The organism is Sphingomonas sp. R86521, assembly GCF_042466235.1.
Taxonomy (GTDB): domain Bacteria; phylum Pseudomonadota; class Alphaproteobacteria; order Sphingomonadales; family Sphingomonadaceae; genus Sphingomonas.
Genome location: NZ_JAXHBY010000001.1, coordinates 2,808,928 through 2,832,363, shown reverse-complemented (window position 1 = coordinate 2,832,363; position 23,436 = coordinate 2,808,928). Strand labels below are relative to the sequence as shown.

The 23,436-nt window shown below is 66.1% G+C and carries 21 protein-coding genes and 1 tRNA gene; 12 read left to right on the top strand and 10 right to left on the bottom strand.

What is annotated here, in order from left to right; genetic code table 11:
* Positions 1-85 precede the first annotated feature (85 nt).
* A complete protein-coding gene (tpiA, locus tag SJY20_RS13255) occupies positions 86-829 on the top strand; it encodes a triose-phosphate isomerase (protein ID WP_380787387.1) in 744 nt (247 codons plus the stop codon).
* A gap of 101 nt (positions 830-930) precedes the next feature.
* Positions 931-1,626, top strand: a complete 696-nt coding sequence (locus SJY20_RS13250; RefSeq protein ID WP_380787386.1) for a hypothetical protein — start codon at positions 931-933, stop codon at positions 1,624-1,626.
* A gap of 144 nt (positions 1,627-1,770) precedes the next feature.
* On the opposite strand, the gene SJY20_RS13245 is transcribed toward SJY20_RS13250, so the two are convergent.
* Positions 1,771-3,135: a leucyl aminopeptidase family protein gene (locus tag SJY20_RS13245; protein WP_380787385.1), complete on the bottom strand. Its 1,365-nt coding sequence runs from the start codon at positions 3,133-3,135 to the stop codon at positions 1,771-1,773.
* Positions 3,136-3,268: 133 nt separating this feature from the next.
* Here SJY20_RS13245 and SJY20_RS13240 point away from each other — a divergent pair, with 133 nt between their 5' ends.
* Complete coding sequence (locus SJY20_RS13240) at positions 3,269-3,415, top strand: lmo0937 family membrane protein (protein ID WP_267395103.1); 147 nt, start codon at positions 3,269-3,271, stop codon at positions 3,413-3,415.
* Between the two features lie 39 nt (positions 3,416-3,454).
* Here SJY20_RS13240 and rimO read toward each other — a convergent pair whose 3' ends face one another.
* A complete protein-coding gene (rimO, locus tag SJY20_RS13235; RefSeq protein WP_380787384.1) occupies positions 3,455-4,780 on the bottom strand; it encodes a 30S ribosomal protein S12 methylthiotransferase RimO in 1,326 nt (441 codons plus the stop codon).
* 103 nt (positions 4,781-4,883) lie between these two features.
* On the opposite strand from rimO, the gene SJY20_RS13230 reads away from it, so the two are divergent.
* The gene (locus SJY20_RS13230; RefSeq protein ID WP_380787383.1) at positions 4,884-6,020 is read left to right on the top strand and encodes an anhydro-N-acetylmuramic acid kinase; all 1,137 of its coding nucleotides are present in this window, start codon (positions 4,884-4,886) and stop codon (positions 6,018-6,020) included.
* 118 nt (positions 6,021-6,138) lie between these two features.
* Here the strand turns inward: SJY20_RS13230 and SJY20_RS13225 are convergent, their stop codons facing one another.
* From SJY20_RS13225 to SJY20_RS13200, 6 genes are all read right to left on the bottom strand, one after another.
* A complete protein-coding gene (locus tag SJY20_RS13225) occupies positions 6,139-6,441 on the bottom strand; it encodes a hypothetical protein (protein ID WP_380787382.1) in 303 nt (100 codons plus the stop codon).
* Positions 6,442-6,502: 61 nt separating this feature from the next.
* Entirely contained in the window at positions 6,503-7,681 is a 1,179-nt protein-coding gene (locus SJY20_RS13220) for a VWA domain-containing protein (RefSeq protein ID WP_380787381.1), read from the bottom strand.
* A 184-nt stretch (positions 7,682-7,865) separates the two neighbouring features.
* Entirely contained in the window at positions 7,866-8,429 is a 564-nt protein-coding gene (locus tag SJY20_RS13215) for a CHAP domain-containing protein (protein WP_380787380.1), read from the bottom strand.
* A gap of 49 nt (positions 8,430-8,478) precedes the next feature.
* The gene (locus SJY20_RS13210; protein ID WP_380787379.1) at positions 8,479-9,930 is read right to left on the bottom strand and encodes a hypothetical protein; all 1,452 of its coding nucleotides are present in this window, start codon (positions 9,928-9,930) and stop codon (positions 8,479-8,481) included.
* Complete coding sequence (locus tag SJY20_RS13205) at positions 9,927-10,781, bottom strand: AAA family ATPase (RefSeq protein ID WP_380787378.1); 855 nt, start codon at positions 10,779-10,781, stop codon at positions 9,927-9,929. Before SJY20_RS13205 ends, SJY20_RS13210 begins: the two co-directional genes overlap by 4 nt.
* 231 nt (positions 10,782-11,012) lie before the next feature.
* Complete coding sequence (locus SJY20_RS13200; protein WP_380787377.1) at positions 11,013-11,678, bottom strand: DUF6975 family protein; 666 nt, start codon at positions 11,676-11,678, stop codon at positions 11,013-11,015.
* Positions 11,679-11,954: 276 nt separating this feature from the next.
* Here SJY20_RS13200 and SJY20_RS13195 point away from each other — a divergent pair, with 276 nt between their 5' ends.
* On the top strand, positions 11,955-14,234 hold the full coding sequence (locus tag SJY20_RS13195; protein ID WP_380787376.1) for a DPP IV N-terminal domain-containing protein: 2,280 nt from the start codon (positions 11,955-11,957) through the stop codon (positions 14,232-14,234).
* A gap of 204 nt (positions 14,235-14,438) precedes the next feature.
* Entirely contained in the window at positions 14,439-15,464 is a 1,026-nt protein-coding gene (locus SJY20_RS13190; protein WP_380787375.1) for an aspartate-semialdehyde dehydrogenase, read from the top strand.
* Positions 15,465-15,676: 212 nt separating this feature from the next.
* Here SJY20_RS13190 and SJY20_RS13185 read toward each other — a convergent pair whose 3' ends face one another.
* Positions 15,677-15,895 (bottom strand): hypothetical protein, encoded by a 219-nt coding sequence (locus SJY20_RS13185; RefSeq protein ID WP_380787374.1) that lies wholly within the window; start codon positions 15,893-15,895, stop codon positions 15,677-15,679.
* A gap of 9 nt (positions 15,896-15,904) precedes the next feature.
* Positions 15,905-16,057 (bottom strand): hypothetical protein, encoded by a 153-nt coding sequence (locus SJY20_RS13180; protein WP_380787373.1) that lies wholly within the window; start codon positions 16,055-16,057, stop codon positions 15,905-15,907.
* Positions 16,058-16,166: 109 nt separating this feature from the next.
* Here SJY20_RS13180 and SJY20_RS13175 point away from each other — a divergent pair.
* The 6 genes from SJY20_RS13175 (at position 16,167) to SJY20_RS13150 (ending at position 23,143) form a co-directional block, all read left to right on the top strand.
* Positions 16,167-16,251: transfer RNA gene (locus tag SJY20_RS13175), tRNA-Leu, on the top strand.
* Between the two features lie 67 nt (positions 16,252-16,318).
* On the top strand, positions 16,319-17,947 hold the full coding sequence (tig, locus tag SJY20_RS13170; protein ID WP_380787372.1) for a trigger factor: 1,629 nt from the start codon (positions 16,319-16,321) through the stop codon (positions 17,945-17,947).
* 165 nt (positions 17,948-18,112) lie between these two features.
* Positions 18,113-19,081 (top strand): glycosyltransferase family 2 protein, encoded by a 969-nt coding sequence (locus SJY20_RS13165; RefSeq protein ID WP_380787371.1) that lies wholly within the window; start codon positions 18,113-18,115, stop codon positions 19,079-19,081.
* Positions 19,082-19,137: 56 nt separating this feature from the next.
* Positions 19,138-19,827: an ATP-dependent Clp protease proteolytic subunit gene (locus SJY20_RS13160; protein ID WP_380787370.1), complete on the top strand. Its 690-nt coding sequence runs from the start codon at positions 19,138-19,140 to the stop codon at positions 19,825-19,827.
* A gap of 120 nt (positions 19,828-19,947) precedes the next feature.
* Positions 19,948-21,213, top strand: a complete 1,266-nt coding sequence (gene clpX / locus SJY20_RS13155; protein ID WP_380787369.1) for an ATP-dependent Clp protease ATP-binding subunit ClpX — start codon at positions 19,948-19,950, stop codon at positions 21,211-21,213.
* Between the two features lie 811 nt (positions 21,214-22,024).
* Positions 22,025-23,143, top strand: coding sequence for a hypothetical protein (locus SJY20_RS13150; protein WP_380787368.1), 1,119 nt, complete (start codon positions 22,025-22,027; stop codon positions 23,141-23,143).
* The last annotated feature ends 293 nt before the right edge of the window (positions 23,144-23,436 follow it).

Sequence of the window (23,436 nt, the reverse complement as noted above, 5' to 3'; positions counted from 1 at the left end):
ACGCTTTACGGGGAGCACCGCCACGCTTCAAGCTTGTGCGGTTCGGAGGCTGCGCTATCGACCGGGTATTGAACGGGAGACGGCAATGCGGCGCAAACTGGTGGCGGGAAACTGGAAGATGAACGGCAGCCGGGCGGCGCTTGCCGAACTGGATGCGATCACCGCGGCGGCGGACGCGGCGTCGGGGATCGACGTTGCCATGGCGGTGCCCTTCACGCTGATCACCCCCGCGTCGGACCGCGTGCCGGCGCTGGCGATCGGGGCCGAGGACGTCCACGAGGCGGACAGCGGCGCGCATACCGGCTGCGTCTCCGCGGCGATGGTCAAGGAGGCGGGGGCGCGCTTCACGATCGTCGGGCATAGCGAACGCCGCACCGACCAGCACGAGACCAGCCACGACGCCTGGGCCAAGGCCGCGGCGGCGCACCGGCAGGGGCTGAACGTCATCCTGTGCTGCGGCGAGACCGAGGCCGAGCGCAACGCCGACCGCGCCGAACGTGTCGTGCAGGCGCAGATCGAAAAGTCGGTACCCGATAACGCGCATGGCGACTGGTTCACGCTCGCCTATGAGCCACGCTGGGCGATCGGCACCGGGCGGACCCCGACGTTGGACGAGATCGCCGCGATCCATGCGATCGCGCGCGCGAAGCTGAAGATGCTGATCGGCGATGCGGCCGGGGGGGTGCGAATCCTGTATGGCGGGTCGGTGACCGGCGACAATGCGGCTGCGATCCTGTCGACCCCGAACGTCGACGGCGCGCTGGTCGGCGGCGCCAGCCTGACCGCGGCGAAGTTCGTGCCGATCATCGAAGCTGCTGGCGCGCTTTGAAGATCGGGTATTGCGCAACATCAAGGACTGGTAAACGACTTGGCGGTAGACCGGCCGGGTCGGTTTGGCCGGATTCGATGTTCTTCGCAGGTGGGTAGAGTATGATGACCCGGGTGTTCCAGACATGCATCGGCGCGGCGGTCGCCGTATCGGCGTTGGCGGCGGCGTCCGTGCAGGCCGAGACGCCGCGCGAATTGCTGACGCATGCCAGTTTCATCGATCGTGATCGCACCGTCGCGTTGGCGCGGGTCGATCGCGCGAGTGCGGTGGCCGGCGCGGTGCTGGCGCGGGCGCCGGGCGACCAGGAGGCTGCGCTGATGCAGGCGATGGCGGTGGGTTATCGGGCCAAGCTGACCGGCAACCGGAGCGAGGCGATCGCCGCGCGGCGGCAGTACGAGTCGCTGGTCGCGCGTTTCCCGCGTAATCCCGAGGCGCAGGCGGCGCTGGGCGCGTGGCATGTCGGGGTGATCGTCAAGCTGGGCCGCTTCGTCGGTCGCGCGGCTGCGGGTGCGCAGAAGGGCGTCGGCTATGAGGCGCTGGACCGCGCAGTCGCGCTGGGCGGCAACCGCGCGATGTTCTGCGGGCTGGCGGGGCTGTTGCGGCTGGAGATCGATCCGGAGGACCCGCGCGGCCGCGCGCTGGTCGAGACCGCCAGCGCGGCGCCTGCGCCGACGCCGATCGACGGGTTCATCCGGCGGGCGGCGGTGGCGGTGCTGGTGCCGTTGAGGGCAGGGCGGGGCAAGGAGGCGAAGCTGCTCGCCGACAAGTTGCTGCCGTTTGGGCAGATTCCGACTTGACGATCCGCTGGCCGTCGTTCCGCTTCCCGTCCGATCTTCTCTACCGTCATCCTGACGAAAGTCAGGACCCAGAGCCCCAAGCGCCCCGCCCGTAACCCTGGGTCCTGACTTTCGTCAGGATGACGGGGGGGGTGTGACGGCCCGTTACGCCTGCGGGTATCGCCTCGCCAGCATCGCGAACGCTGCGCGCAGGGCATAGGCTTCGCCGCCCTTCGGCCGCCCCGGCTTGGTCGCTGCCTGCCAAGCGAAGACGTCGAGATGCGCCCAGGCGATGTCGTTGCGCACGAATCGGCGGAGGAACAGCGCCGCGGTGATCGCACCGGCCAGTCCGCCCTCGGGTGCGTTGACCAGGTCGGCGACGTCGGACTTCAGCATCTCGTCATACGCATTCCATAGCGGCATCCGCCACATCTGGTCGGCCTCCGCGATCCCCGCCGCCAGCAGGTCCGCTGCCAGCGTCTCGTCGTCGGTGAACAACGGCGGCAGATCGGGACCGAGCGCAACCCGGGCAGCGCCGGTCAGCGTTGCGAAATCGAGGATCAGTTCGGGGGACTCCTCGCACGCCCGGGTCAGCGCGTCGCCGAGCACCAGTCGCCCCTCGGCATCGGTGTTGGTGTTCTCGACCGTCAGCCCGGCGCGGGTCCGCAGTACGTCGCCGGGGCGGAAGGCGTTGCCGGCGATCGCGTTCTCGACTGCGGGGATGAGCAGATGGAGGCGGACCGGGAGCTTTGCCGCCATGACGAGACTCGCCAGCGCGAGCGCGTGCGCCGCGCCGCCCATGTCCTTCTTCATCAGCCGCATGCCCGCGGCGGGCTTGATGTCGAGCCCGCCCGAATCGAAGCACACGCCCTTGCCGACGAGCGCGATTCGCGGGTGTGCCGGGTCGCCCCATTCGAGTTCGATCAGCCGCGGCGCGCGGTCGTCGGACGCGGCGAGTCCGACCGCGTGGATCATCGGATAGCCGCTGGCGAGCGCGTCGCCGCGCGTCGTCGTCACGGTCGCGCCGTGGCGTTGGGCGAGGGATTCGGCTTCTTGCTCCAGTTCCGCCGGACCCAGGTCGGATGCGCCGGTATTGACCAGGTCGCGAACCAGCGCGGTTGCCGTCGCCAGTCCGATGGCCTGCGCGATCTGCGTCTCGTCCTCGACCAGCAGGACCCGCGCGCCGGCATTCGGAGCCTTGCGATAGCGGTCGAAACGGTACTGGCCGAGCAGCCAGCCCAGCAGCAGCGCCTCGGTATCGAGGCGATAGACGCCCTCGGGCAGCGTCTCCGCGAGTTTTGCCAATGCCCAGGGTCCGGACTCGATGGCGGCAACCACGTACCAGCCATCGTCGGTGGCGACGATCGCGACGCTGCCGGGTTTGCCGACGAATCGCTGCCCCGCGACCGACTGGCGCACGGACGGCGTCTGTTGCGCTAGCCAGGCGTCGAAGCCTGCCGCGTCGACGATGTGGATCGCGTGTGCAGGCTGGCCATGGTCGGGCTGCAGCAGGGCAGAGAAGTCGGTCATGACGCGGGATGCAGGGTTATCATTGTCACACCGAAACAGAATCGCCGTGCCGGCGCAACCGTCTGGAACACGCGGGCGGTCGCCACGTTGAGAGGGCAGACCGGGTGACGGTCATCTGACAGGAGTTTTTGCAATGCTTTGGACCATCGCCGTCATCCTTCTGGTGCTCTGGCTGCTCGGCTTCTCGCTGCACATCGCCGGTGGCCTGATCCACATCCTGCTCGTCGTCGCGCTGATCGTCGGCCTGATCCAGCTGTTTTCGGGTCGCCGCGCGGTCTAGCTGGATGTCATCCCGGACCCGGTCCGGGATGACGATTGCTCAGGCGGGCACGCCGTACAGGTCGTGCTCGTCGGCGTCCTCGATCAGGACGGGGACGATGTCGCCGAGGTCGAGATGGCCGGCGTCGCGGAGGAAGACTTCGCCGTCGATCTCAGGCGCATCGGCCTGGCTGCGGCCGGTCGCTCCGCCATCGCCGACCGCGTCGATGATGACGTCGAGCGTGCGGCCGACCTTGGCGGCAAGCTTTGCGGTAGAGATTGCCGCGGTGCGTTCCATCAGGCGAGCGTAGCGCTCTTCCTTGATCTCTTCGGGGACGTGATCAGGCAGCAGGTTCGCGGCCGCGCCCTCGACCGGTTCGAAGCGGAACGCCCCGACGCGGTCGAGCTGCGCTTCATCGAGCCAGTCTAGCAGATACTGGAAATCCGCCTCGGTCTCGCCAGGGAAGCCGACCACGAAGGTCGAACGGATCGTGATGTCGGGCGCGATCTTGCGCCAGTTGTGGATCCGCTGCAGCACCTTGGCATCGTTGCCGGGGCGCTTCATCCGGCGCAGCACTTCGGGTGCGGCGTGCTGGAACGGAATGTCCAGATAGGGGAGGATCAGCCCCTCCGCCATCAACGGGATGACCTGGTCGACGTGCGGATAGGGATAGACGTAGTGGAGCCGCACCCACGGTGCGATCTTGCCGAGTTCGCGGGCAAGGTCGGTCATGTGCGGGATGACTTCCTGCCCCTTCCACATCCGCGGTTCGCGGCGGATGTCGATGCCGTAGGCCGAGGTGTCCTGGCTGATGACCAGCAGTTCCTTGGTGCCGGCGGCGACCAGCTTTTCCGCTTCGCGTAGAATCGCGTCGGGGCGGCGGCTGACGAGGTCGCCGCGCAACGACGGGATGATGCAGAACGAGCAGCGGTGGTTGCAGCCCTCCGAGATCTTCAGATAGCTGTAGTGGCGCGGGGTCAGCTTCAGTCCGGCGTCGGGGACGAGGTTGAGGAACGCCGAGGGCGGCATCGGGGCTGCCTCGCGGACCGCGCCGACGACCTGTTCGTATTCGTGTGCCCCGGTGATCGCCAGCACGCCGGGGAAGCGCGCGCGGATCACGTCGGCTTCCTTGCCCATGCACCCGGTGACGATGACCCGGCCATTCTCGGCGATCGCTTCGCCGATCGCGTCGAGGCTTTCCTCCTTGGCGCTGTCGAGGAAACCGCAGGTGTTGACCAGCACGACGTCGGCGCCGGCATAATCCGGAGACATCTGATAGCCGTCGCTGCGCAGCTGGGTCAGGATCCGCTCGCTGTCGACGAGGTTCTTCGGACAGCCGAGCGAGACCATGCCGACACGGGGCGGGGAGGGGAGTATCGTTGCCATGAGAGCGCGCCACATAGGGGAGATGGCGGCAGTTTTCTAGGTGCGCTCGATTTCTCGACTTTTGCGCGGCACCGCCCCATTATGGTTCGACAAGGGGACCTTTATGCTGGCCATTGGGCTGATGTCGGGCACCTCGCTCGACGGGATCGACGCCGCGCTGATCGAGACCGACGGCGTCGGCGACGTTCGTGCGATCGCGTTTCGCGGCGAGGCGTGGTCGGATGCGGCGCGCGCGGAGCTGGCCGAAGCGACGCGGATGGCGCTGACGTTCGAACGGCCGCGCGCGAGCCCGCCGATCGTTGCGGCGGGTGAGCTCGTCACCCGTGCGCACGTGTTCGCGGTGCACAAGCTGCTGGCGGATGCAGGCGTGAAGGCGGAGGACGTCGGCGTGATCGGCTTTCACGGCCAGACCATCGCGCATCGCCCAGACCGGCGCTGGACCTGGCAGATCGGCGACGGCGCGGCGATGGCGCGGTCGACCGGGATCGTCACGGTGTCGGATTTCCGATCGGCCGATGTCGCGGCAGGCGGGCATGGCGCACCGTTGCTGCCGGTCTATCACGCCGCGCTGGCGGCCCGGCTGGACGGGCCGGTCGCGGTACTGAACCTGGGCGGGGTCGGCAACATCACCTTCATCCCCGCCGACGACATGACCCACATGTCGCACGAGATGGCACCCGAAACGCTGGACGCGCGCGGCGCGCTGGTGGCGTTCGATACCGGGCCGGCGAACGGCCTGATCGACAGCTGGGTCGAGGCGGAGACCGGTGCGCGCTACGATGCCGGCGGCGCGCTGGCCGCGTCGGGGCGGATCGACGAGGCGGTGCTGACCGCGATGCTCGACCATCCGTTCTTCGATGCACCTCCGCCGAAGTCGCTCGATCGCAACGATTTCACGATCCAGCCGGCGCGCGGGCTGTCGTCCGCGGACGGAGCGGCGACGCTGACGGCGTTCACCGCGGCGACGGTGGCGGAGGCGCTGAAGCATTTGCCGGCGCGGCCGAAGCGGTTGCTGGTCGCGGGTGGCGGGCGGCACAATCCGACGCTGCTGCGGATGATCGGCGAGCGGACCGGGCTGGTGCCGGAACCGACCGATGCGCTGGGGTGGAACGGTGATGCGCTGGAGGCGGAGGGGTTCGCCTATATGGCGGTGCGGACACTGAAGGGGTTGCCGATCAGCTTTCCGGGGACGACCGGCGTGCCGCATTCGATGGCGGGTGGGGTTGTGGACCGGCCTTGATATTCGGGCTGCCGATCCGCCCGTCATCCTGACGGAGGTCAGGACCCGGGGTTACGAGCGCTGGCGCCCGTAACCCTGGATCCCGGGACGAGCCCGGGATGACGGCGGTTTTCGTGGGTTACTTCTTGGCCGACTTCTTGGGTGCGGGCTTCTTTGCCGGCTCGGGCTCCTTGGCGAGCAGTGCGGGGCCGGCGACGGCGGCTGCGATACCGGCGATTACCGCCGCACCGACCGCGAGCGCGGTCTTGGGGTGTTCCTTCACAGCTTCGGTTGCGGTTGCGAAGCCGGACTTGGCGGCGTCGGTCGCGGTATCGATCCAGTCGCCGGCTGCAGCCTTGGCACCGGCCTTTGGCGCGGTCTTGGCAGGCTCGTCGTGGTGAGCCTTGGCGTGCGGCATCGCGGAAGAGGGGATCGACGACATAAGTAACGCTCCTGAAACGACTTGGAGGTTTCTAAACCGGCGGTACGCGCCGCCGGTTCCCTCAGCGTTTGCGCGAGAGCTCGCGCATCGCGTCGTCCAGCCCGGCGAGCGTCAGCGGATACATCCGGTCGGACAGCAACTCGCGGATCATCCGGACGCTCTGCGAATAGCCCCATTGCTCCGCCGGCACCGGGTTGAGCCACACCGCGGCGGGATAGGTCGTGGTCAGCCGCTGCATCCACACCGCGCCCGGTTCTTCGTTGAAATGTTCGACCGAGCCGCCGGGGTGGGTGATCTCGTACGGGCTCATCGACGCATCGCCGACGAACACCAGCTTGTAGTCGTGGCCGAACTTGTGGAGCACGTCCCACATCGGCGTGCGTTCGGTCGAGCGGCGGCGATTGTCCTTCCACACGCCCTCGTACGGGCAGTTGTGGAAGTAGAAGAATTCGAGGTTCTTGAACTCGCTGGTCGCCGCGCTGAACAGTTCCTCGCAGAGCGTGATCCAGGGATCCATCGACCCGCCGATGTCGAGAAACAGCAGCAGCTTGACCGCGTTGCGGCGTTCGGCGCGCATCACGACGTCGAGCCAGCCCTGGCGGGCGGTGCCGGCGATGGTCGCGTCGATGTCGAGTTCGTCGGCGGCGCCGTCGCGCGCGAATTTCCGGAGGCGACGCAGCGCGACCTTGATGTTGCGGGTGCCGAGCTCCTTGGTGTTGTCGAGGTTGCGGAATTCGCGCTGGTCCCAGACTTTCAGCGCGCGGCCGTGCCGGCTCTCGCCGCCGACGCGGACGCCTTCGGGATTGTAGCCGGCATTGCCGAACGGGCTGGTGCCGCCGGTGCCGATCCACTTGCTGCCGCCCTGGTGGCGACCTTCCTGTTCGGCGAGGCGCTGCTTCAGCGTCTCCATGATTTCGTCCCATGACCCCAGCGACTTGATCGCGGCCATTTCCTCGGAGGTCAGGAATTTTTCGGCGACTGCCTTCAGCCAATCGGCGGGGACTGCGCCATCGGGGGTGCCGTAGGTCGTTGCGAGCCCGCGGAAGACTTTCGCGAAGACCTGGTCGAAGCGGTCGAGCAGCCCCTCGTCCTTCACGTATACCGCGCGGGAGAGGTAGTAGAATTGCTCGGGGGTGTGCTCGATGACCTCGGCGTCGAGGGCTTCGAGCAGGATTAGGTGCTCCTTGAGGCTGGCGGGGATGCCGGCGCTGCGCAGTTCGTCGAGGAAGTTCAGGAACATGGGTGCAGGATGGCAGAAGCGGGCCGCCGACGACACCCCCGCGTTTCCGTCCGCCCTCCGTTATCTCCACTTTCTTCCGTCATCCTGACGAAAGTCAGGACCCAGGGTTACGGACCGTAGCGCGTGTTACTCTGGGTCCTGACTTTCGTCAGGATGACGGCCAGGAGGGTAACAGCTAAGCCGGTTAGCGCGTGATCGGTCCGCCGCTGATCGGGACGTACGCGTCGATCAGGGCGCCGACGTCGTCGGGATGGCGGCCGGTCAGTTCGGGTGCGGTGCGCGCGTCGCCGTAGATGAAGCCGTAGACCGGGTAGACCCCGCCGCCGAGGCCGTCGACGTCCTTGTACCAGACCTTGACGTCGCTCCAGTCGTTGCGGCGCGAGACGTCGAACAGCGTCACGTCCTGTTCGGCATGACCGCGTTCGCCGTTCTGGCGCGACCAGTTGGCGTGGGTGAGCATTACGACGCGCTTTTCGACGATCCGGCTGATCACCGCGACATGGCCCATCGGCAGGCGCGGCGTCTTGGCGAAGACGATGACGGCGCCGACGCGGGGCTTGTGTGCGCGCTCGTACTTGCCGTCGGCTTGGTCCCACCAGGTCCAGGCGTTGCCGTAGAGCTGGATGCCGGACGCCGCGCGCGCGAACGGGACGCACTGGCCGACATAGCTGAGCAACGAGGCAGCGGGTGCGGTCGCGGGAACAGCAGCAAGGGCGAACAGCGGAAGGAGTCGGGCGAGTCGCTTCATGCCCGAAACGCTAAGGTCGGGACGATGACTGCGAGGTTGCGGATTTTAGTTAATGGACAGCAGGACTTCCGCTTTGCGGTGGTATGCGCGTGTAGAGCGCCCAGTCGAAACCTGACATCGCCAGGTAGCGGCCGACCGCGATCCTTGCGTAATGCTGGCGGCAGCGATCGAGTGCCGCGGGCGCAGCGATCCGATCCTCGAGGTCGACGAACAGGAACGCGGCGGCGGGACAGTGCTGGCGAATGTCGAGCGGGTAGCCTGCGGTCCGTGCGGCTGCGTCGAGCACCGCTGTCGGCCGGATGGTGTCGACGCCGACGCTGGTGCCTGCCGGGGCGGCGGCGCGCATCAGGGTTACGGCGCGCGCAGGGTCGCCGCGAAGCGACTGCGCGAGGCCGTAGTCGCGGGACAGGCTCGCCGCTGCGATGATCGCGATGAAGGCGATTGCGACCACGCGCTGCGACCCGCGGCGTGCGATCGCGGCTCCGGCGACATCGGCAGCCAGCAGCAGCAGCGCGGTGCACGCGACCAGGTAATAGCGTGCGAACCCGGCATTGCCGATGCGGCTGAGCGCCAGCCCGAGCATCGCGGGGAAGGCTAGCAGCGCGAACACGTAGAGGAAGCGGCGGGGCATGGCGCCCGGTGCGAGGAGGATCGTCGCGGCGACCGCGACTGCTGCGGCTGCGATGGTCGCGAACGGCGCGCCGACCGACAGGCCTAGCGTATAGACGACGGCGTCCGAGAGGGCGGCGGAGAAGCCGGGCATGGTGAAGCCCGGATAGCCGCCCGCCTGGAACCCGGTGGTGCTGGCGCGGGCCGCGGCGGCGACCACGGCGATGACCAGCACGACCGCGCCGATCGACGGCGCCAGCGTCCGCATCCCGCCGCGGACCGCGTCGTCGAACGTCATCCGGCGGGCGCGCGTTGCGACGATCCAGCCGCCGAGTGCCGCCAGCGCGAAGATGTAGGTGAATTGCGCGAGCATCCCGATCAGCGTCAGCACGGCGAGCGTCCACACGGGCGCGTCGCGTTCGCCGTCCAGCCAGCGATCGATCGCCAGGATCGCGACCAGCATCACCAGCACCATCGGTCCGTAGCCGCGTGCTTCTGCCCCGTAGGCGACGAAGATCGGCGAGACTGCGAACAATAGCGCTGCGATAATTCCGGTCGCGGTGCCGCGGCGCAGGCCGACCGCGCCAGCGACCGCGATCGAGGCGACGCCGGTCGCGATCGACAGAGAGCGGACCAGCATCGGCGGCGCGTACGGCCCGACCAGCAGCATCCACCAGCTGTTGAGGAAGTGGTTGTTGTCGTGGTTGATCCGCCACAGCACGCCGATCGGATCGCCCGCCTGCGCGACGAACCGCGCGGTCCAGGCCTCGTCGAGCCACAGCCCGCCACGCGCCACCGCGATCCGCAGCGCGAGGCCGACCAGCATCGCGAGCCCGATCGCGCCGTAAGCGCGGGGACCGATCGCGCCATAGGCGCTGCGGCGTGTGGTCATCCCTGGTTCTTCTGACGCTTGGCCATGAACGCAAGGCGTTCGAACAGCATGACGTCCTGTTCGTTCTTTAGCAGCGCGCCGTGCAGCGGCGGGATCGCCTTGGTCGGGTCGCGGTTCTGCAGCACGTCGAGCGGCATGTCCTCGTGGAGCAGCAGCTTCAGCCAGTCGAGCAGCTCGGACGTGCTCGGCTTCTTCTTCAGGCCGGGGACCTCGCGGATATCGTAGAACAGGTCCATCGCGCGGCCGACAAGGATCTTCTGGATGCCGGGAAAATGGACGTCGACGATTGCCTGCATCGTGTCGCGGTCGGGGAACTTGATGTAGTGGAAGAAGCACCGCCGCAGGAACGCGTCGGGCAGTTCCTTTTCGTTGTTGCTGGTGATGACGACGATCGGGCGTTCGACCGCGCGGATCGTCTCGCCGGTCTCGTAGACATGGAATTCCATGCGATCGAGTTCCTGCAACAGGTCGTTGGGGAATTCGATATCGGCCTTGTCGATCTCGTCGATCAGCAGCACCGGCGGTTTGGGGCGCGTGAACGCCTCCCACAGCTTGCCCTTGCGGATGTAGTTGCCGATGTCGTGCACGCGTGCGTCGCCGAGCTGGCCGTCGCGCAGGCGAGCGACCACGTCGTATTCGTAGAGGCCCTGCTGCGCCTTGGTGGTGGACTTGACGTTCCACTCGATCAGTTCTGCGCCGACCGCTTTCGCGATCTCGTAGGCGAGCACGGTCTTGCCGGTGCCGGGTTCGCCCTTGACGAGCAGCGGCCGGCGCAGGGTTACCGCGGCGTTGACCGCGACCTTGAGGTCGTCGGTCGCGACATAGCTTTGCGTGCCTTCGAAGCGCTTCATGGTGGTTCCCGGGTGGCGATTGTCGGTTAGCGATAGAGGGTTCGCGGCGCGGCGCGCAAGCACCCTGCCTATGTCCGTCGTCCCCGCGTCCGTGATGCTGCGTTCGTGATCCTCGCGTTCGTCATCCCGGGCTCGTCCCGGGATCCAGAGCTCCAAACGCCACCGCTCGTTACCCTGGATCCCGGGACGAGCCCGGGATGACGGAGGGAGGGACGGCGCGGAGTAGGGGTTCTAGAGGTCGCCGCGGGCGCTGGCGCGGGCTTCGAGCAGGGACCACAGGCCGCGGTGCTGGGCGAAGAGCTGTTGCGCGCCGAATGCGATCGCGCGTTCGCGGGCGGGGGTGTCGCCGAACGCGGCGATGGCCTCTGCGATCTCGGTTTCGGGCGGCAGGGCGGAGCGCCAGACGTCGACCCCGAACCGCATCGCGGCGGTATCGAGGACGCGGCGAATCTGCGTCCAGTCCTGCAGCAGTGCGCCGACCGCGCCGGTCGCACAGCCGGCACGATCGGAGCGTGCGAGCATCTCGAGGGTATGGCGCTCGGCGATCAAAGCGCTCGCGGTCTCGGACTGGCCCGGGGTCGAGGGCAGCGGGCCGACCGCGGCGAGCAGCTGGGCGAGATAGGAGCGTTCGACCGCAAAGCCCTGCGAAACCGCGACCAGCCAGTGATGCGCCTCGGGCTGGGCATCGCGGTTCTGCGCTTCCTCGACCATGCCGGGATGGTCGCCGTGGACCGCACAGATCGCGTGGACCGCGTCCGACAGGTTGCGCTGCGCGGGGCCACCCTGGGTCAGGCGCTGCAGATGCGGATGCGACGCGCTGCCATCGGCCGCGGCAAGGCGGACCAACAGGTCCCATGCGCCGCCTTGCGCGCCATTCGATGCCGGTTGCGAGATCATTGTGTTCCGTCGCGTTGCAGGCGGGACTGTCCCTCATGCCAATGTTCATGCTGGCACCTACAGCAAGGGCGTAAACACGAGGTGAAGACGTAGTGAACGCCCGGTAAAGGTGCGCGAAGATGGGGAATGCGCGGCACGATCCGGTCTTTACGGATGTCGGCGACGCCGCGATAACGCAGCCCGGCCACCGGCGTCCGTCCGGCGGGTCCCCACGGAGACGGTAGGATGCGTACATGGTTGCTTGGACTTGCCCTGGCGTCGGTCGGGACGGCCGCGATGGCCGCTGACGACGTGCAGAAGACGCCTGCGCCTGCTACGCCTTCGCCCGCTACGGATCCTGCTGCGCCGGTCCGGCCAGCGGAAGTCGTGCAGCCCGGCGACCTGACGATGGCGCGGGTGTTCGGCAGCCCCGACCTGTCCGGCCCGCAGCCGCGTGCGCTGAAACTGTCGCCCGACGGCAGCCTGCTCACCTTCCTGCGGCCGCGTGCCGACGAGAAGGAGCGGCTCGACCTGTGGGCGCGCGACACCAGCACCGGGACGGAGCGGATGCTGGTCGATTCCAAGCAGGTCGGCAGCGGCGCCGAACTGACCGAGGCCGAGAAGATGCAGCGCGAGCGCGCGCGGATCGGCGGATCGAAGGGGATCGTCGCGTACGACTGGGCGCCGGACGGCAAGTCGATCCTGGTGCCGCTGGACGGCGACCTGTACCTCGCGGGACTGGACGGCGCGGCCAAGCGGCTGACCAACACGCCGGGCGGCGAGCTGAACCCGGTGGTCAGCCCCAAGGGCGGCTTCGTCTCGTTCGTCCGCGACCAGAACGTGTTCGTGCAGCCGCTGGGAGGCGGCGAGGCGCGTGCGATATCGAAGGGCGGCGGCGGTACCGTGCATTTCGGCGAGGCGGAATTCGTGGCGCAGGAGGAAATGCACCGCGACACCGGCTATTGGTGGTCGCCCGACGAGCGCTTCGTCGCGGTCGAGCGGTTCGACGAAGCGCCGGTCCACACCGCGACGCGCGCGTCGATCGGCGCGACCGGGACCAAGGTCTATGAACAGCGCTACCCCGCCGCGGGCACGCCCAACGTGCTGGTCGACCTGTACATCATGAAGGCGGACGGGTCGGGGCAGGTCAAGGTCGACCTGGGCACCAACCCCGACATCTATCTGGCGCGAGTCGACTGGACGCCGGACGGGTCGCAGCTGCTGGTGCAGCGCCAGAGCCGCGACCAGAAGCTGATGGAAATGCTGCGGGTCGATCCCGCGACCGGCAAGTCGACCGTCCTGTTCACCGAGAAATCGGGCACGAAGAGCTGGCTCAATCTGTCCGACGCCTACCGCGTGCTGAAGGACGGCAGCCTGATCTGGCGGTCCGAGCGCAGCGGCTATGGCCATCTCTATCGCTTCGCCGCGGGCAAGTGGACGCAGCTGACCAGGGGCAGCTGGGTAGTCACCGACCTGGTCGGGGTCGACCAGGCCAAGGGGCGGCTGTTCTTCCTGGGCAACAAGGACGACGTGCTCGAACAGCATCTCTACGCGGTCGATATCGCCAAGCCCAATGCGATCACCCGGCTGACCGAAGCGGGCTGGTGGAACAGCGCGACGATGGACGATGCGGGCACGCGCTTCATCGTCTCGCGCTCGAACCCGAAGCAGCCGACCCAGGTCTATCTGGCGGGCGAGGACGGCAGGCGGCTGTCGTGGATCAACGAGAATGCGGTGGTCGAGGGGCACCCCTATTACCCGTATCTGGCCAGCCACCAGGAGACCAAGTTCGGGACGCTGAAGGCCAAGAACGGCATGACGCTGTATTACGAGATGATCACCCCGCCGCTGGAGCCCGGCAAGAAATACCCGGTGTTCTTCGAACATTACGGCGGGCCCGGCACCGGCCAGATCGTCACCCGCGGCTGGCAGGGGGCGTTGCCGCAATATCTGGTCGATCGCGGCTGGATCTATTTCAAGATCGACAACCGCGGTTCGTACAACCGCGGGAAAGCGTTCGAGGACCAGATCTATCATGCGATGGGCACGGTCGAGGTCGAGGACCAGCTGGCAGGGGCGAACTATCTGAAGACGCTGCCGTTCGTCGAGCCGAGCAAGATCGCGACCTATGGCTGGTCGTATGGCGGGTACATGTCGCTGAAGATGCTGGAGAAGACGCCGGGCGTATATGCCGCAGCGGTGTCGGGTGCGCCGGTCACCGACTGGCAGCTGTACGATACGCATTACACCGAACGCTATCTGGGCGATCCGCGGGTCGATCCGGCGAGCTATTCGGGGTCCGCGGCGGTCGAGGAGGCGAACAGGATCGTCGATCCGCTGCTGCTGATCCACGGCATGGCGGACGACAACGTGTTCCTCGACAATTCGACCAAGGTCGCGGCAAGGATGCAGGCGACCGCGACGCCGTTCGAGATGATGTTCTACCCGGGGTATACGCACCGCGTGGCGGGGCCGGGGATCAGCGAGCATGTCTGGGGGACGATCTTGAACTTCCTGGATCGGACCGTGAAGGACAAGCCGGTCGCGTCCGTCCTGCCGGTCTCGCCGGCGCAGTAACGCCATCCCCTTCGTCATCCCGGCGAAAGCCGGGACCCAGAGCCACGGGCGGTGGCGTTTGGGGCTCTGGGTCCTGACTTTCGTCAGGATGACGGAGTGGGTGGAACTTGCGTGGCACGAAATAAAGTTAGCTGGCGAGCGCTGTTCGAGACGTTTAAGGACGCCGCCGAAGCCTCGCGGGGCTCGTGCAATCGGAGAAGTTTGATGGGTTATCGGATCGTGGTCGCGGGCGCGACCGGCAATGTCGGGCGTGAAATGCTCAATATCCTGGCGGAGCGCGAGTTTCCGGCGGATGAGATCGCGTGCGTCGCATCGTCGCGCAGCCAGGGCGAGATGGTCGACTACGGCGACACCGGCAAGCAGATCAAAGTCCAGAACATCGAGAATTTCGATCCCGCGGGCTGGGACATGGCGCTGTTCGCGATCGGGTCGACCGCGACCGCGGTGTACGCGCCGAAGTTCGCGGCTGCCGGCTGCACGGTGATCGACAATTCGTCGCTGTACCGGATGGACCCCGACGTGCCGCTGATCGTGCCCGAGGTGAACGCCGACGCGATCGACGGCTACAAGATCCGCAACATCATCGCCAACCCGAACTGCTCGACCGCGCAGATGGTGGTGGCGCTGAAGCCGCTGCACGATGCCGCCAAGATCAAGCGCGTCGTCGTCGCGACCTATCAGTCGGTGTCGGGCGCGGGCAAGCAGGGCATGGACGAGCTGTTTGAGCAGAGCCGCAACATCTTCGTCGGCGATCCTGCCGAGCCCAAGCTGTTCACCAAGCAGATCGCGTTCAACGTGATCCCGCACATCGACGTCTTCCTCGACGACGGATCGACCAAGGAAGAGTGGAAGATGGTCGTCGAGACCAAGAAGATTCTCGACCCCAAGATCAAGATCAGCGCGACCTGCGTCCGGGTTCCGGTGTTCGTCGGCCATTCGGAAGCGATCAACATCGAGTTCGAGAACGAAATTTCGGCCGAGGAAGCGCAGAACCTGCTGCGCGAGGCGCCGGGGATCATGCTGATCGATAAGCGCGAGGATGGCGGGTACATCACGCCGATCGAATGCGTCGGTGAGTTCGCGACGTTCATCAGCCGGGTGCGCGAGGATCCGACGGTGGAGAACGGGATCTCGCTGTGGTGTGTCAGCGATAACCTGCGCAAGGGCGCGGCGTTGAATGCGGTGCAGATCGCGGAACTGCTCGGGCGGCGGCATTTGAAGAAGGATTGAGCCTTCGGGTGAAGAAGGATTGAGCCTTCGGGGCTCGTGACCCCGTCTTCCGTCATGCTGAACTTGTTTCAGCTTCCACCTCGCCACTATCGATAGCGGTTGTGGTGCGGTGGACCCTGAAACGAGTTCAGGGTGACGGAGTGGGTGAGGTTATCGAAGTGCCGCAAACCGGGAGATGCCAGCCTTCGCTGGCATGACGGTGAGGCGCCTCGTTACTGTGCGTCGGAGTCCTGGTTCTTCACCACGCCGCCCGAGCCGCCGACGCCGTCGGGCATTCCGGTATCGGTGAACGTCGCGGGTTCCTCGCCGCCATCGCCGCGTTCCACCGCGTCGGAGCGCGACGCGACGACCTGTTCGAGGTCGCTGCGGCTATCCTCGTCGCGGTCCTCGGGGAGGGTTTCGGGATCGGTGGCTTTATGCGGATCGGTCATTTCGGTCCTTCAGACTTCGGGCTGGATCGGCGACGGGTCGTTCGGTGCGCCGGGGTCGGGCACGACGACGTCGGGCGGCGGCGGGTTGAATTCGGGGGGCGCCACGGTCGGCTCGGCGGGCGAGCCCGGGACTGGGGTTTCGGCTGGGGGCTGGGTAGCCATATCGCGTCTCCTTCTGGGGTGTTGAACGCGCAAGCGCCGCCGCGGTTGCCTCTGCGCTTGCCCCCGACCGCATCGTTGGTATAGACGCGCCCGCTACGACGGTGTCCATGCGGGCGTGGCGGAACTGGTAGACGCAGCAGGTTTAGGTCCTGCCATCGCAAGATGTGGGGGTTCGAGTCCCTTCGCCCGCACCAGACCCGTCGCCTCGGCGGGGAACGCCACACGAATTTTTCCGAATGCTCTTATAGACAAAGGCCGGACATGCAGACTGTCGAGACGTTGAACGAGGGCCTCAAGCGCGCCTACACGCTCACCATCACCGCAAAGGATATCGACTCCAAGGTCGATGTCGAGCTGAAGCGCCTGGCGCCGCAGATGAAGATGCCCGGCTTCCGCCCCGGCAAGGTGCCCGCCAACCTGGTGCGCAAGATGCACGGTCCGGCGCTGGCGCAGGACGCGCTGAACGCCGCGATCCAGGAAGGCGTCCAGACCCTCGTCGCCGAGAAGCAGCTGCGCCCCGCGATGCAGCCCTCGGTCGAGCTGGTCGATGGCTATGACGTCGGCAAGGACGCGACCGTCAAGGTCGAGATGGAGGTCCTGCCGCAGGTCCCGGCACCCGCGATCGACAGCCTGAAGCTGGAGCGCCTGACCGTTCCCGTCGCCGACGACGCGGTCACCGAGCAGCTCCAGAAGTTCGCCGACCAGCAGAAGAAGTGGGACGATGCCGCCGAGGGCTATGAAGCCAAGATGGGCGACCTGGTCACCGTCGACTTCGTCGGCAAGACCAGCGACGGCGTCGCCTTCGACGGCGGCACCGGCACCGACATGGGCGTCGAGCTGGGCGCGGGTCGGCTGATCCCCGGGTTCGAGGACCAGTTGGTCGGGATCAAGACCGGCGAGGAGCGCACGCTCAACGTCACCTTCCCCGAGGAATACCAGGAGAAGTCGCTGGCCGGCCAGCCCGCGACCTTCGACATCACCGTCAAGTCGGTGAAGACCGCGGGCGAGAGCGTGATCGACGAGGACCTGGCAAAGAACCTGGGTCTCGAGAGCCTCGAGCAGCTGACCGGTCTGCTCAAGGGCCAGATCGAGCAGGAGCATAACGGGCTCACGCGCACCCACATGAAGCGCAAGCTGCTCGACCAGCTCGCCGAGGGTCATGACTTCGAGGTTCCGCCGTCGATGGTCGAGGCCGAGTTCCAGCAGATCTGGTCGCAGCTGCAGCACGAAGCCACGCATGAGGCCGATCCGGAGGCCGCGATGGCCGAGATGGAAGGCGAGCGTGACGATTACCGCAAGATCGCCGAGCGTCGCGTGCGCCTGGGGCTGTTGCTGTCCGAGATCGGCCAAGCCAACGGCGTCGAGGTTTCGCAGCAGGAAATGCAGCGCCTGATCGCGCAGGCCGCCCAGCAGTATCCCGCCGAGCAGCGCCAGCAGTTCATGCAGTATGTCCAGCAGGAGCCGATGGCGGCCGCCCAGCTGCGCGCGCCGCTGTACGAGGACAAGGTCGTCGACTTCCTGTTCGAGAAGGCCGAGATCACCGACCGCGACGCGACCCGCGAAGAGCTGGAAGCCGCGATCGAGAGCGAGGATGGTTTCGCGAGCGGCACGCACGTGCATGATCACGACAACCACAAGCCCAAGAAGGCCGGCAAGAAGGCCAAGGCCGAGGCCGTGACCGACGAGGCTGCTCCTGCCGAGGGCGCCGCTGCAGAGGGTGAGGCCGCGCCGGCGAAGAAGGCCGCGAAGAAGAAGGCTGCTCCGGTCGAGGCCGAGACCGCGGTGACGGAATCGTCGCCGGTTGCTGCCGAGAACGCCGAGGGTACCGAAGCGGCCGACGTACCGGTGAAGAAGCCGCGCGCGAAGAAGGCGAAGACCGAAGAGGCGTAAGCGTCGACGACCGGCCCGGCGTTCGCCGGGTCGGTCAAACACCCACCCCGGCGAAGGCCGGGGCCCAATTGGGAAGGCCGATGTAATGGAGCGCGATACTCCGTTATACGCCTTCCGCAATTGGGCCCCGGCCTTCGCCGGGGTGGAGTAGCAGTGGGGCCGAGCGTGACCGAACCGACGATCGCAGTCCTGCTGCCCTGCTACAACGAAGACGCGGCGATCGCGCAGACCGTGGCGGGGTTCCGTGCCGCGTTGCCCGGCGCGACCATCTACGTCTACGACAACAACAGTTCCGATCGCACGATCGACGTCGCGCGCGCCGCCGGTGCCGTCGTGCGCAGCGAGCGGATCCAGGGCAAGGGCGCGGTCGTGCGGCGGATGTTCGCGGACGTCGATGCCGACATCTATGTGATGGCGGACGGCGACGCGACCTATGACGCCGCCTCTGCGCCGGCGCTGGTCGCACGGCTGCTCGACGATCAGCTCGACATGATCGTCGGCAGCCGCATCCACGAAGCCGCCGAAGCCTATCGCCGCGGGCACCAGTTCGGCAACGCGCTGCTGACCGGCATGCTCGCGCGGCTGTTCGGGCGAAGCTTCACCGATATCCTGTCAGGCTACCGCGTGTTCTCACGGCGGTTCGTGAAGAGCTTCCCGTCGTTGTCGGCCGGGTTCGAGATCGAGACCGAGATCAGCGTCCACGCGCTCGAACTCAAGATGCCGACCGCGGAGATCGAGACGCCGTATTACGCGCGGCCCGAAGGATCGACGTCGAAGCTCAGCACCTACAGCGATGGCTGGCGCATCCTCGGCACCATCCTGACGCTGTACCGGATCGAGCGGCCATTGTGGTTCTTCGGCACGGTCGGCGGGGCGTTCGCGCTGCTCGGGCTGATCCTCGGCATCCCGCTGGTGCTGACCTATATCGAAATCCATCAGGTCCCGCGCTTTCCGACCGCGATCCTGATCACGGGCCTGGGCCTGTTCGCGGCGCTCAACGTGTTTACCGGGTTGATCCTCGACACCGTGGTGCGCGGGCGACGCGAGGTGCGGCGACTGGCGTATCTCGCACACCGCGCGCCAAGCCGGGATGGCGGTATCGGTAGCGGGCGAGATGGCAAGCCCGGGGCTTGAACTCCCCACTGCAAGCGCCGATGTTGGCGGCTCACTGGGGCATTAGAGAGATTTCCATGCATAATCCGTTCGAGACCGGCGACTTCGCGGCGCCCCTGGCCAATGCCGGGCTCGGCCTGCAGCAGACGAACGCGGGCCTGGTTCCCATCGTCATCGAACAGTCGAACCGCGGCGAGCGCTCGTTCGACATCTTCTCGCGCCTGCTCCGCGAGCGCATCATCTTCGTGACCGGTGGCGTCGAGGACGGCATGGCCTCGCTGATCACCGCGCAGCTGCTCTTCCTCGAGTCCGAGAACCCGAAGAAGGACATCTTCATGTACATCAACTCGCCGGGCGGTGTCGTCACGGCGGGCATGGCGATCCACGACACCATGCAGTACATCCGGCCGCGCGTCGGCACCGTCTGCGTCGGCCAGGCCGCGTCGATGGGCAGCTTCCTGCTCGCATCGGGCGAGAAGGGCATGCGAGTCGCGATGACCAACGCGCGGATCATGATCCACCAGCCTTCGGGAGGCGCGCAGGGCATGGCCAGCGACATCGAGATCCAGGCGCGCGAGATCCTGCGCATCCGCAAGCGGATGAACGAACTGTACGCGCAGTACACCGGCCAGCCGATCGAGGAGATCGAGCGCAAGATGGACCGCGACACCTTCCTCGAAGCCGAGGAAGCCAAGGCGTTCGGCCTGGTTGACGAGGTATTCGACAAGCGCCCGGCGCCTGCAGACGACACGGCGAACCCGGCGTAAGGCGGGTTGAGCCATAGGCCGTCCGATTTGGCCGGATAGGCCATTGTCGGATGGAACACGGCCGGGCTACCATGTCCGGCCCACATATGTGCAGGTGGACCTGCACCGAGGAAGGTTTTGATGACGAAGCTGAGCGGTGGCGACTCGAAGAGCACCCTCTATTGCTCGTTCTGCGGCAAGTCGCAGCACGAAGTGCGCAAGCTGATCGCGGGTCCGACCGTCTTCATCTGCGACGAGTGCGTAGAGCTGTGCAACGACATCATCCGCGAGGAGACGAAGTCGGCGCTGGTGTCCAAGAAGGACGGCGGCGTGCCGACCCCGCAGGAAATCTGCAACGTCCTCGACGATTATGTGATCGGCCAGAAGCGCGCCAAGCGCGTCCTGTCGGTCGCGGTCCACAACCACTACAAGCGCCTCAACCACGGCGCCAAGGGTGCGGACGTCGAGCTGTCGAAGTCGAACATCCTGCTGATGGGGCCGACCGGTTGCGGCAAGACGCTGCTCGCGCAGACGCTGGCCCGCATCCTCGACGTGCCGTTCACGATGGCTGACGCGACCACGCTGACCGAAGCGGGCTATGTCGGCGAGGATGTCGAGAACATCATCCTGAAGCTGCTCCAGGCGTCCGACTATAACGTCGAGCGGGCGCAGCGCGGGATCGTCTATATCGACGAGATCGACAAGATTTCGCGGAAAGCCGAGAACCCTTCGATCACCCGCGACGTGTCGGGCGAGGGCGTCCAGCAGGCGCTGCTCAAGCTGATGGAGGGCACGACCGCGTCGGTGCCGCCGCAGGGTGGGCGGAAGCATCCGCAGCAGGAGTTCCTGCAGGTCGACACGACCAACATCCTGTTCATCTGCGGTGGCGCGTTCAGCGGTATCGAGAAGATCATCGGCGACCGCCTGCAGGGCAAGTCGATCGGCTTCGGCGCATTCGTCGCCGGGCCGGACGAGCGTAAGACCGGCGAGACGCTGAAGTCGGTCGAGCCCGAGGATCTGCTGAAGTTCGGCCTGATCCCGGAATTCGTCGGTCGCCTTCCGGTGATCGCGACGCTCGAGGATCTCGACATCCCCGCGCTGGTCAAGATCCTGAGCGAGCCGAAGAACGCGCTGGTTAAGCAGTACCAGAAGCTATTCGAGATGGAGTCGGTCGAGCTCGACTTCACCGACGACGCGCTGGTGACGGTCGCCAAGAAGGCGATCGAGCGCAAGACCGGTGCCCGCGGGCTGCGCTCGATCCTCGAGAGCATCCTGCTCGACACGATGTTCGACCTGCCCGGAATGGACGGCGTCGACGAAGTGATGATCGACAAGGACGTGATCGAAGGCCGCAAGGAACCGATCCGCGTCTACACCAAGAAGGAAAAGACCGGCGACGCCGCCTGATCCTTTGGTGATGAAGTAGCGAGCGGGCGTCGAGCGATCGGCGCTCGTTTTGCGTTTGGGGATGGTGGTGGAGGAGGAAGGGGTTCGCTCCATAATGTCCGCACCTAACGACGGCGCCGCGCCATCCTGACCGTCATCTGGAGTTGATCCCGGACCTAGAACTTGCGGGTACAAGGCTAGAAACGCTGGATGCTGATTTTCGGCCGTGCAAGAGACCTGCCGCCAACGGTCGCTTTGTTAATCACTCATCCGAATGGCGCTTTCTGGTGGAAAGCGGAACGGCGGCTTTCAGGTGCGAGGGGCGCGATACCCGCCGTCCGGAGACACGAGTAATCGTCGCATGCTACGGCGCCGGTCATAGCATTATGGATCATGGAAGTGTCGGGAATCTGTCGGTCCCAGCGCAATACAGAACCTGTAATTTTCGTCATGCCGCGGGCATTTGCGCTCAGGCGCTATCGCCCTTGTATCGCAAAGCAGGTCGAGCAAACCTCAAGTCCCGCGCGGCCTGGGCTTCCGCCACGGCCGGATGGCGGACCGACGTTGCCGCCTCGAGCTTGGACTTCCGCCGCATTCAAACTCTCCGGCTTCGAGAACATTGTATCTTGGTGTCCACGAACCGGTAGCACCGCAAGCGCCAAAACCGGTTGCAACAATCGTACCGCCCGCTAAGCTTTTTCGATGTATTTTGCGTCGAAAAAACCGTTCGGTCTCCGTTGCCGCGCTGACACCTTGGCGTGATTGTCATGCATGGTAACGATCATGGTGCATTCCCGATCGTGTTCTTGGCTCTTCGGGTACCGGTTCTGATTTGACCTCTATTCTCACCGAAGCCGAGACGCTGACGTTGCAGCAGGTCCGATATTTTGCGCGAGCCGATCAGGTGCGTCCAGTCATCGACATCTTGGGTCCGCAGATCGATGCCGCATTGGCCAACGGGCGCGGTTCGCGACCGTTCCTCGGCACGAGCTTCGATGTTCTCTGCCGCGCCATTCTCTCCGCTGAGGGTTCGGACGAGCCGAACCGGGTTAGGATTGCCGATCTATGTGCGCGTAGCGAGGACCGCTTCGGTGCGCAGCCTTGGAGCATCCTCTACCGCGCGTGTCTCGCGCATCTGACAGGCGATCGCGACGCAGCGGCGGCGCTGTACCAGGCCGTCGGCTCCGAAGCCGATATCCTATGGCCAAGCTCGGTCGGTAGTCGGAGCGTCATCGGATCGGGCGATCTCGCGGCCTGGCGGACGGCCGACTCTTTGAAAATCACACCCGCGCGTATTGAACATCGCGGCGCGACGGGCACGTCGGTGCTGTTCGTCGCCTGTGACGGCATCTATCTGCGCGCCTTTGCCCCCGCCTATCTGCAGTCGGTCGCCACCTGGGCCCCCGAGGCATCCTTGCACGTTCATCTCGTTGATCCGGCAGCAGACGATCTCGCTTGGATCGAAAGCGCGGCACGCGATCTATGGTCGAGGATCTCGATTTCGTCGGAGGTCTATGCCGGGCCCGATCGGCGGACCTGGTACGCCATGACGCGGTTCGTGAGGCTACCGCAGATTTTGGATATGTACGATCGCCCTGTCCTGGTCAGCGACATCGACGCCGCCTTGACGCGACCGTTAGGCGGATTTGCAACAGGCGGTGATATCGGCTTTCGGATCAAGCGCGCGGGCTTCCGCGCACATCCGTGGCAAACGGTGCAGGCAGGCGCCCTCACGGTTCGCCCGACTCCGGACGGTATCGCATCGGCGCAGCTGCTGAAAAGACTGGCAGTGGGTATGTTCGACGCGCGAGGCGGCAGGGGTCTTTGGTTTGCCGATCAGAATGTATTGTTTTCCGGATGGCGGGCACTGGTTGAGGAGGGCCATGTCCTGGTTGACGATATCAGCGGGCAGGCGCTGCCAGGTGGGCTCGTTTTCGGCAAGGCCCTATGACGCTGCCACTCAATGGAGGGGCTCTGTCAAACCGAGCATGGCGCCTATGAACGCCTCGCAACCTTTGCTGACGTGGCCTTTGACATTGTTGGCGGAACGTGTCGAACCCGATCAAAACGCGGTACGCAGCAACGTGTGAGGCTATCAGATTTTGACCGTCGTGGGTCGAGACATAAGGGGCTATCGTTCCCCTTCCTACATCCGTGAACGAATGGCCGTTATCGGAAGCCCGGAGCGCCAGCCTGAACGCCCGACATTGGGCGCTAGAGGCCGTTCGATCGATTGCCGGTTGG

Bases quoted from the DNA above. Each gene is read 5' to 3' on its own strand.
- SJY20_RS13210 (WP_380787379.1), bottom strand. From the start codon at position 9,930: ATGACCACACGCCGCAGCGCCTATGGCGCGATCGGTCCCCGCGCTTAC.
- SJY20_RS13205 (WP_380787378.1), bottom strand. From the start codon at position 10,781: ATGAAGCGCTTCGAAGGCACGCAAAGCTATGTCGCGACCGACGACCTC.
- clpX (WP_380787369.1), top strand. From the start codon at position 19,948: ATGACGAAGCTGAGCGGTGGCGACTCGAAGAGCACCCTCTATTGCTCG.
- SJY20_RS13250 (WP_380787386.1), top strand. From the start codon at position 931: ATGATGACCCGGGTGTTCCAGACATGCATCGGCGCGGCGGTCGCCGTA.
- tpiA (WP_380787387.1), top strand. From the start codon at position 86: ATGCGGCGCAAACTGGTGGCGGGAAACTGGAAGATGAACGGCAGCCGG.
- SJY20_RS13240 (WP_267395103.1), top strand. From the start codon at position 3,269: ATGCTTTGGACCATCGCCGTCATCCTTCTGGTGCTCTGGCTGCTCGGC.
- SJY20_RS13160 (WP_380787370.1), top strand. From the start codon at position 19,138: ATGCATAATCCGTTCGAGACCGGCGACTTCGCGGCGCCCCTGGCCAAT.
- SJY20_RS13225 (WP_380787382.1), bottom strand. From the start codon at position 6,441: ATGTCGTCGATCCCCTCTTCCGCGATGCCGCACGCCAAGGCTCACCAC.
- SJY20_RS13230 (WP_380787383.1), top strand. From the start codon at position 4,884: ATGCTGGCCATTGGGCTGATGTCGGGCACCTCGCTCGACGGGATCGAC.
- rimO (WP_380787384.1), bottom strand. From the start codon at position 4,780: ATGGCAACGATACTCCCCTCCCCGCCCCGTGTCGGCATGGTCTCGCTC.
- SJY20_RS13245 (WP_380787385.1), bottom strand. From the start codon at position 3,135: ATGACCGACTTCTCTGCCCTGCTGCAGCCCGACCATGGCCAGCCTGCA.
- SJY20_RS13180 (WP_380787373.1), bottom strand. From the start codon at position 16,057: ATGGCTACCCAGCCCCCAGCCGAAACCCCAGTCCCGGGCTCGCCCGCC.
- SJY20_RS13195 (WP_380787376.1), top strand. From the start codon at position 11,955: ATGGCCGCTGACGACGTGCAGAAGACGCCTGCGCCTGCTACGCCTTCG.
- SJY20_RS13200 (WP_380787377.1), bottom strand. From the start codon at position 11,678: ATGATCTCGCAACCGGCATCGAATGGCGCGCAAGGCGGCGCATGGGAC.
- SJY20_RS13220 (WP_380787381.1), bottom strand. From the start codon at position 7,681: ATGTTCCTGAACTTCCTCGACGAACTGCGCAGCGCCGGCATCCCCGCC.
- SJY20_RS13185 (WP_380787374.1), bottom strand. From the start codon at position 15,895: ATGACCGATCCGCATAAAGCCACCGATCCCGAAACCCTCCCCGAGGAC.
- tig (WP_380787372.1), top strand. From the start codon at position 16,319: ATGCAGACTGTCGAGACGTTGAACGAGGGCCTCAAGCGCGCCTACACG.
- SJY20_RS13190 (WP_380787375.1), top strand. From the start codon at position 14,439: ATGGGTTATCGGATCGTGGTCGCGGGCGCGACCGGCAATGTCGGGCGT.
- SJY20_RS13215 (WP_380787380.1), bottom strand. From the start codon at position 8,429: ATGAAGCGACTCGCCCGACTCCTTCCGCTGTTCGCCCTTGCTGCTGTT.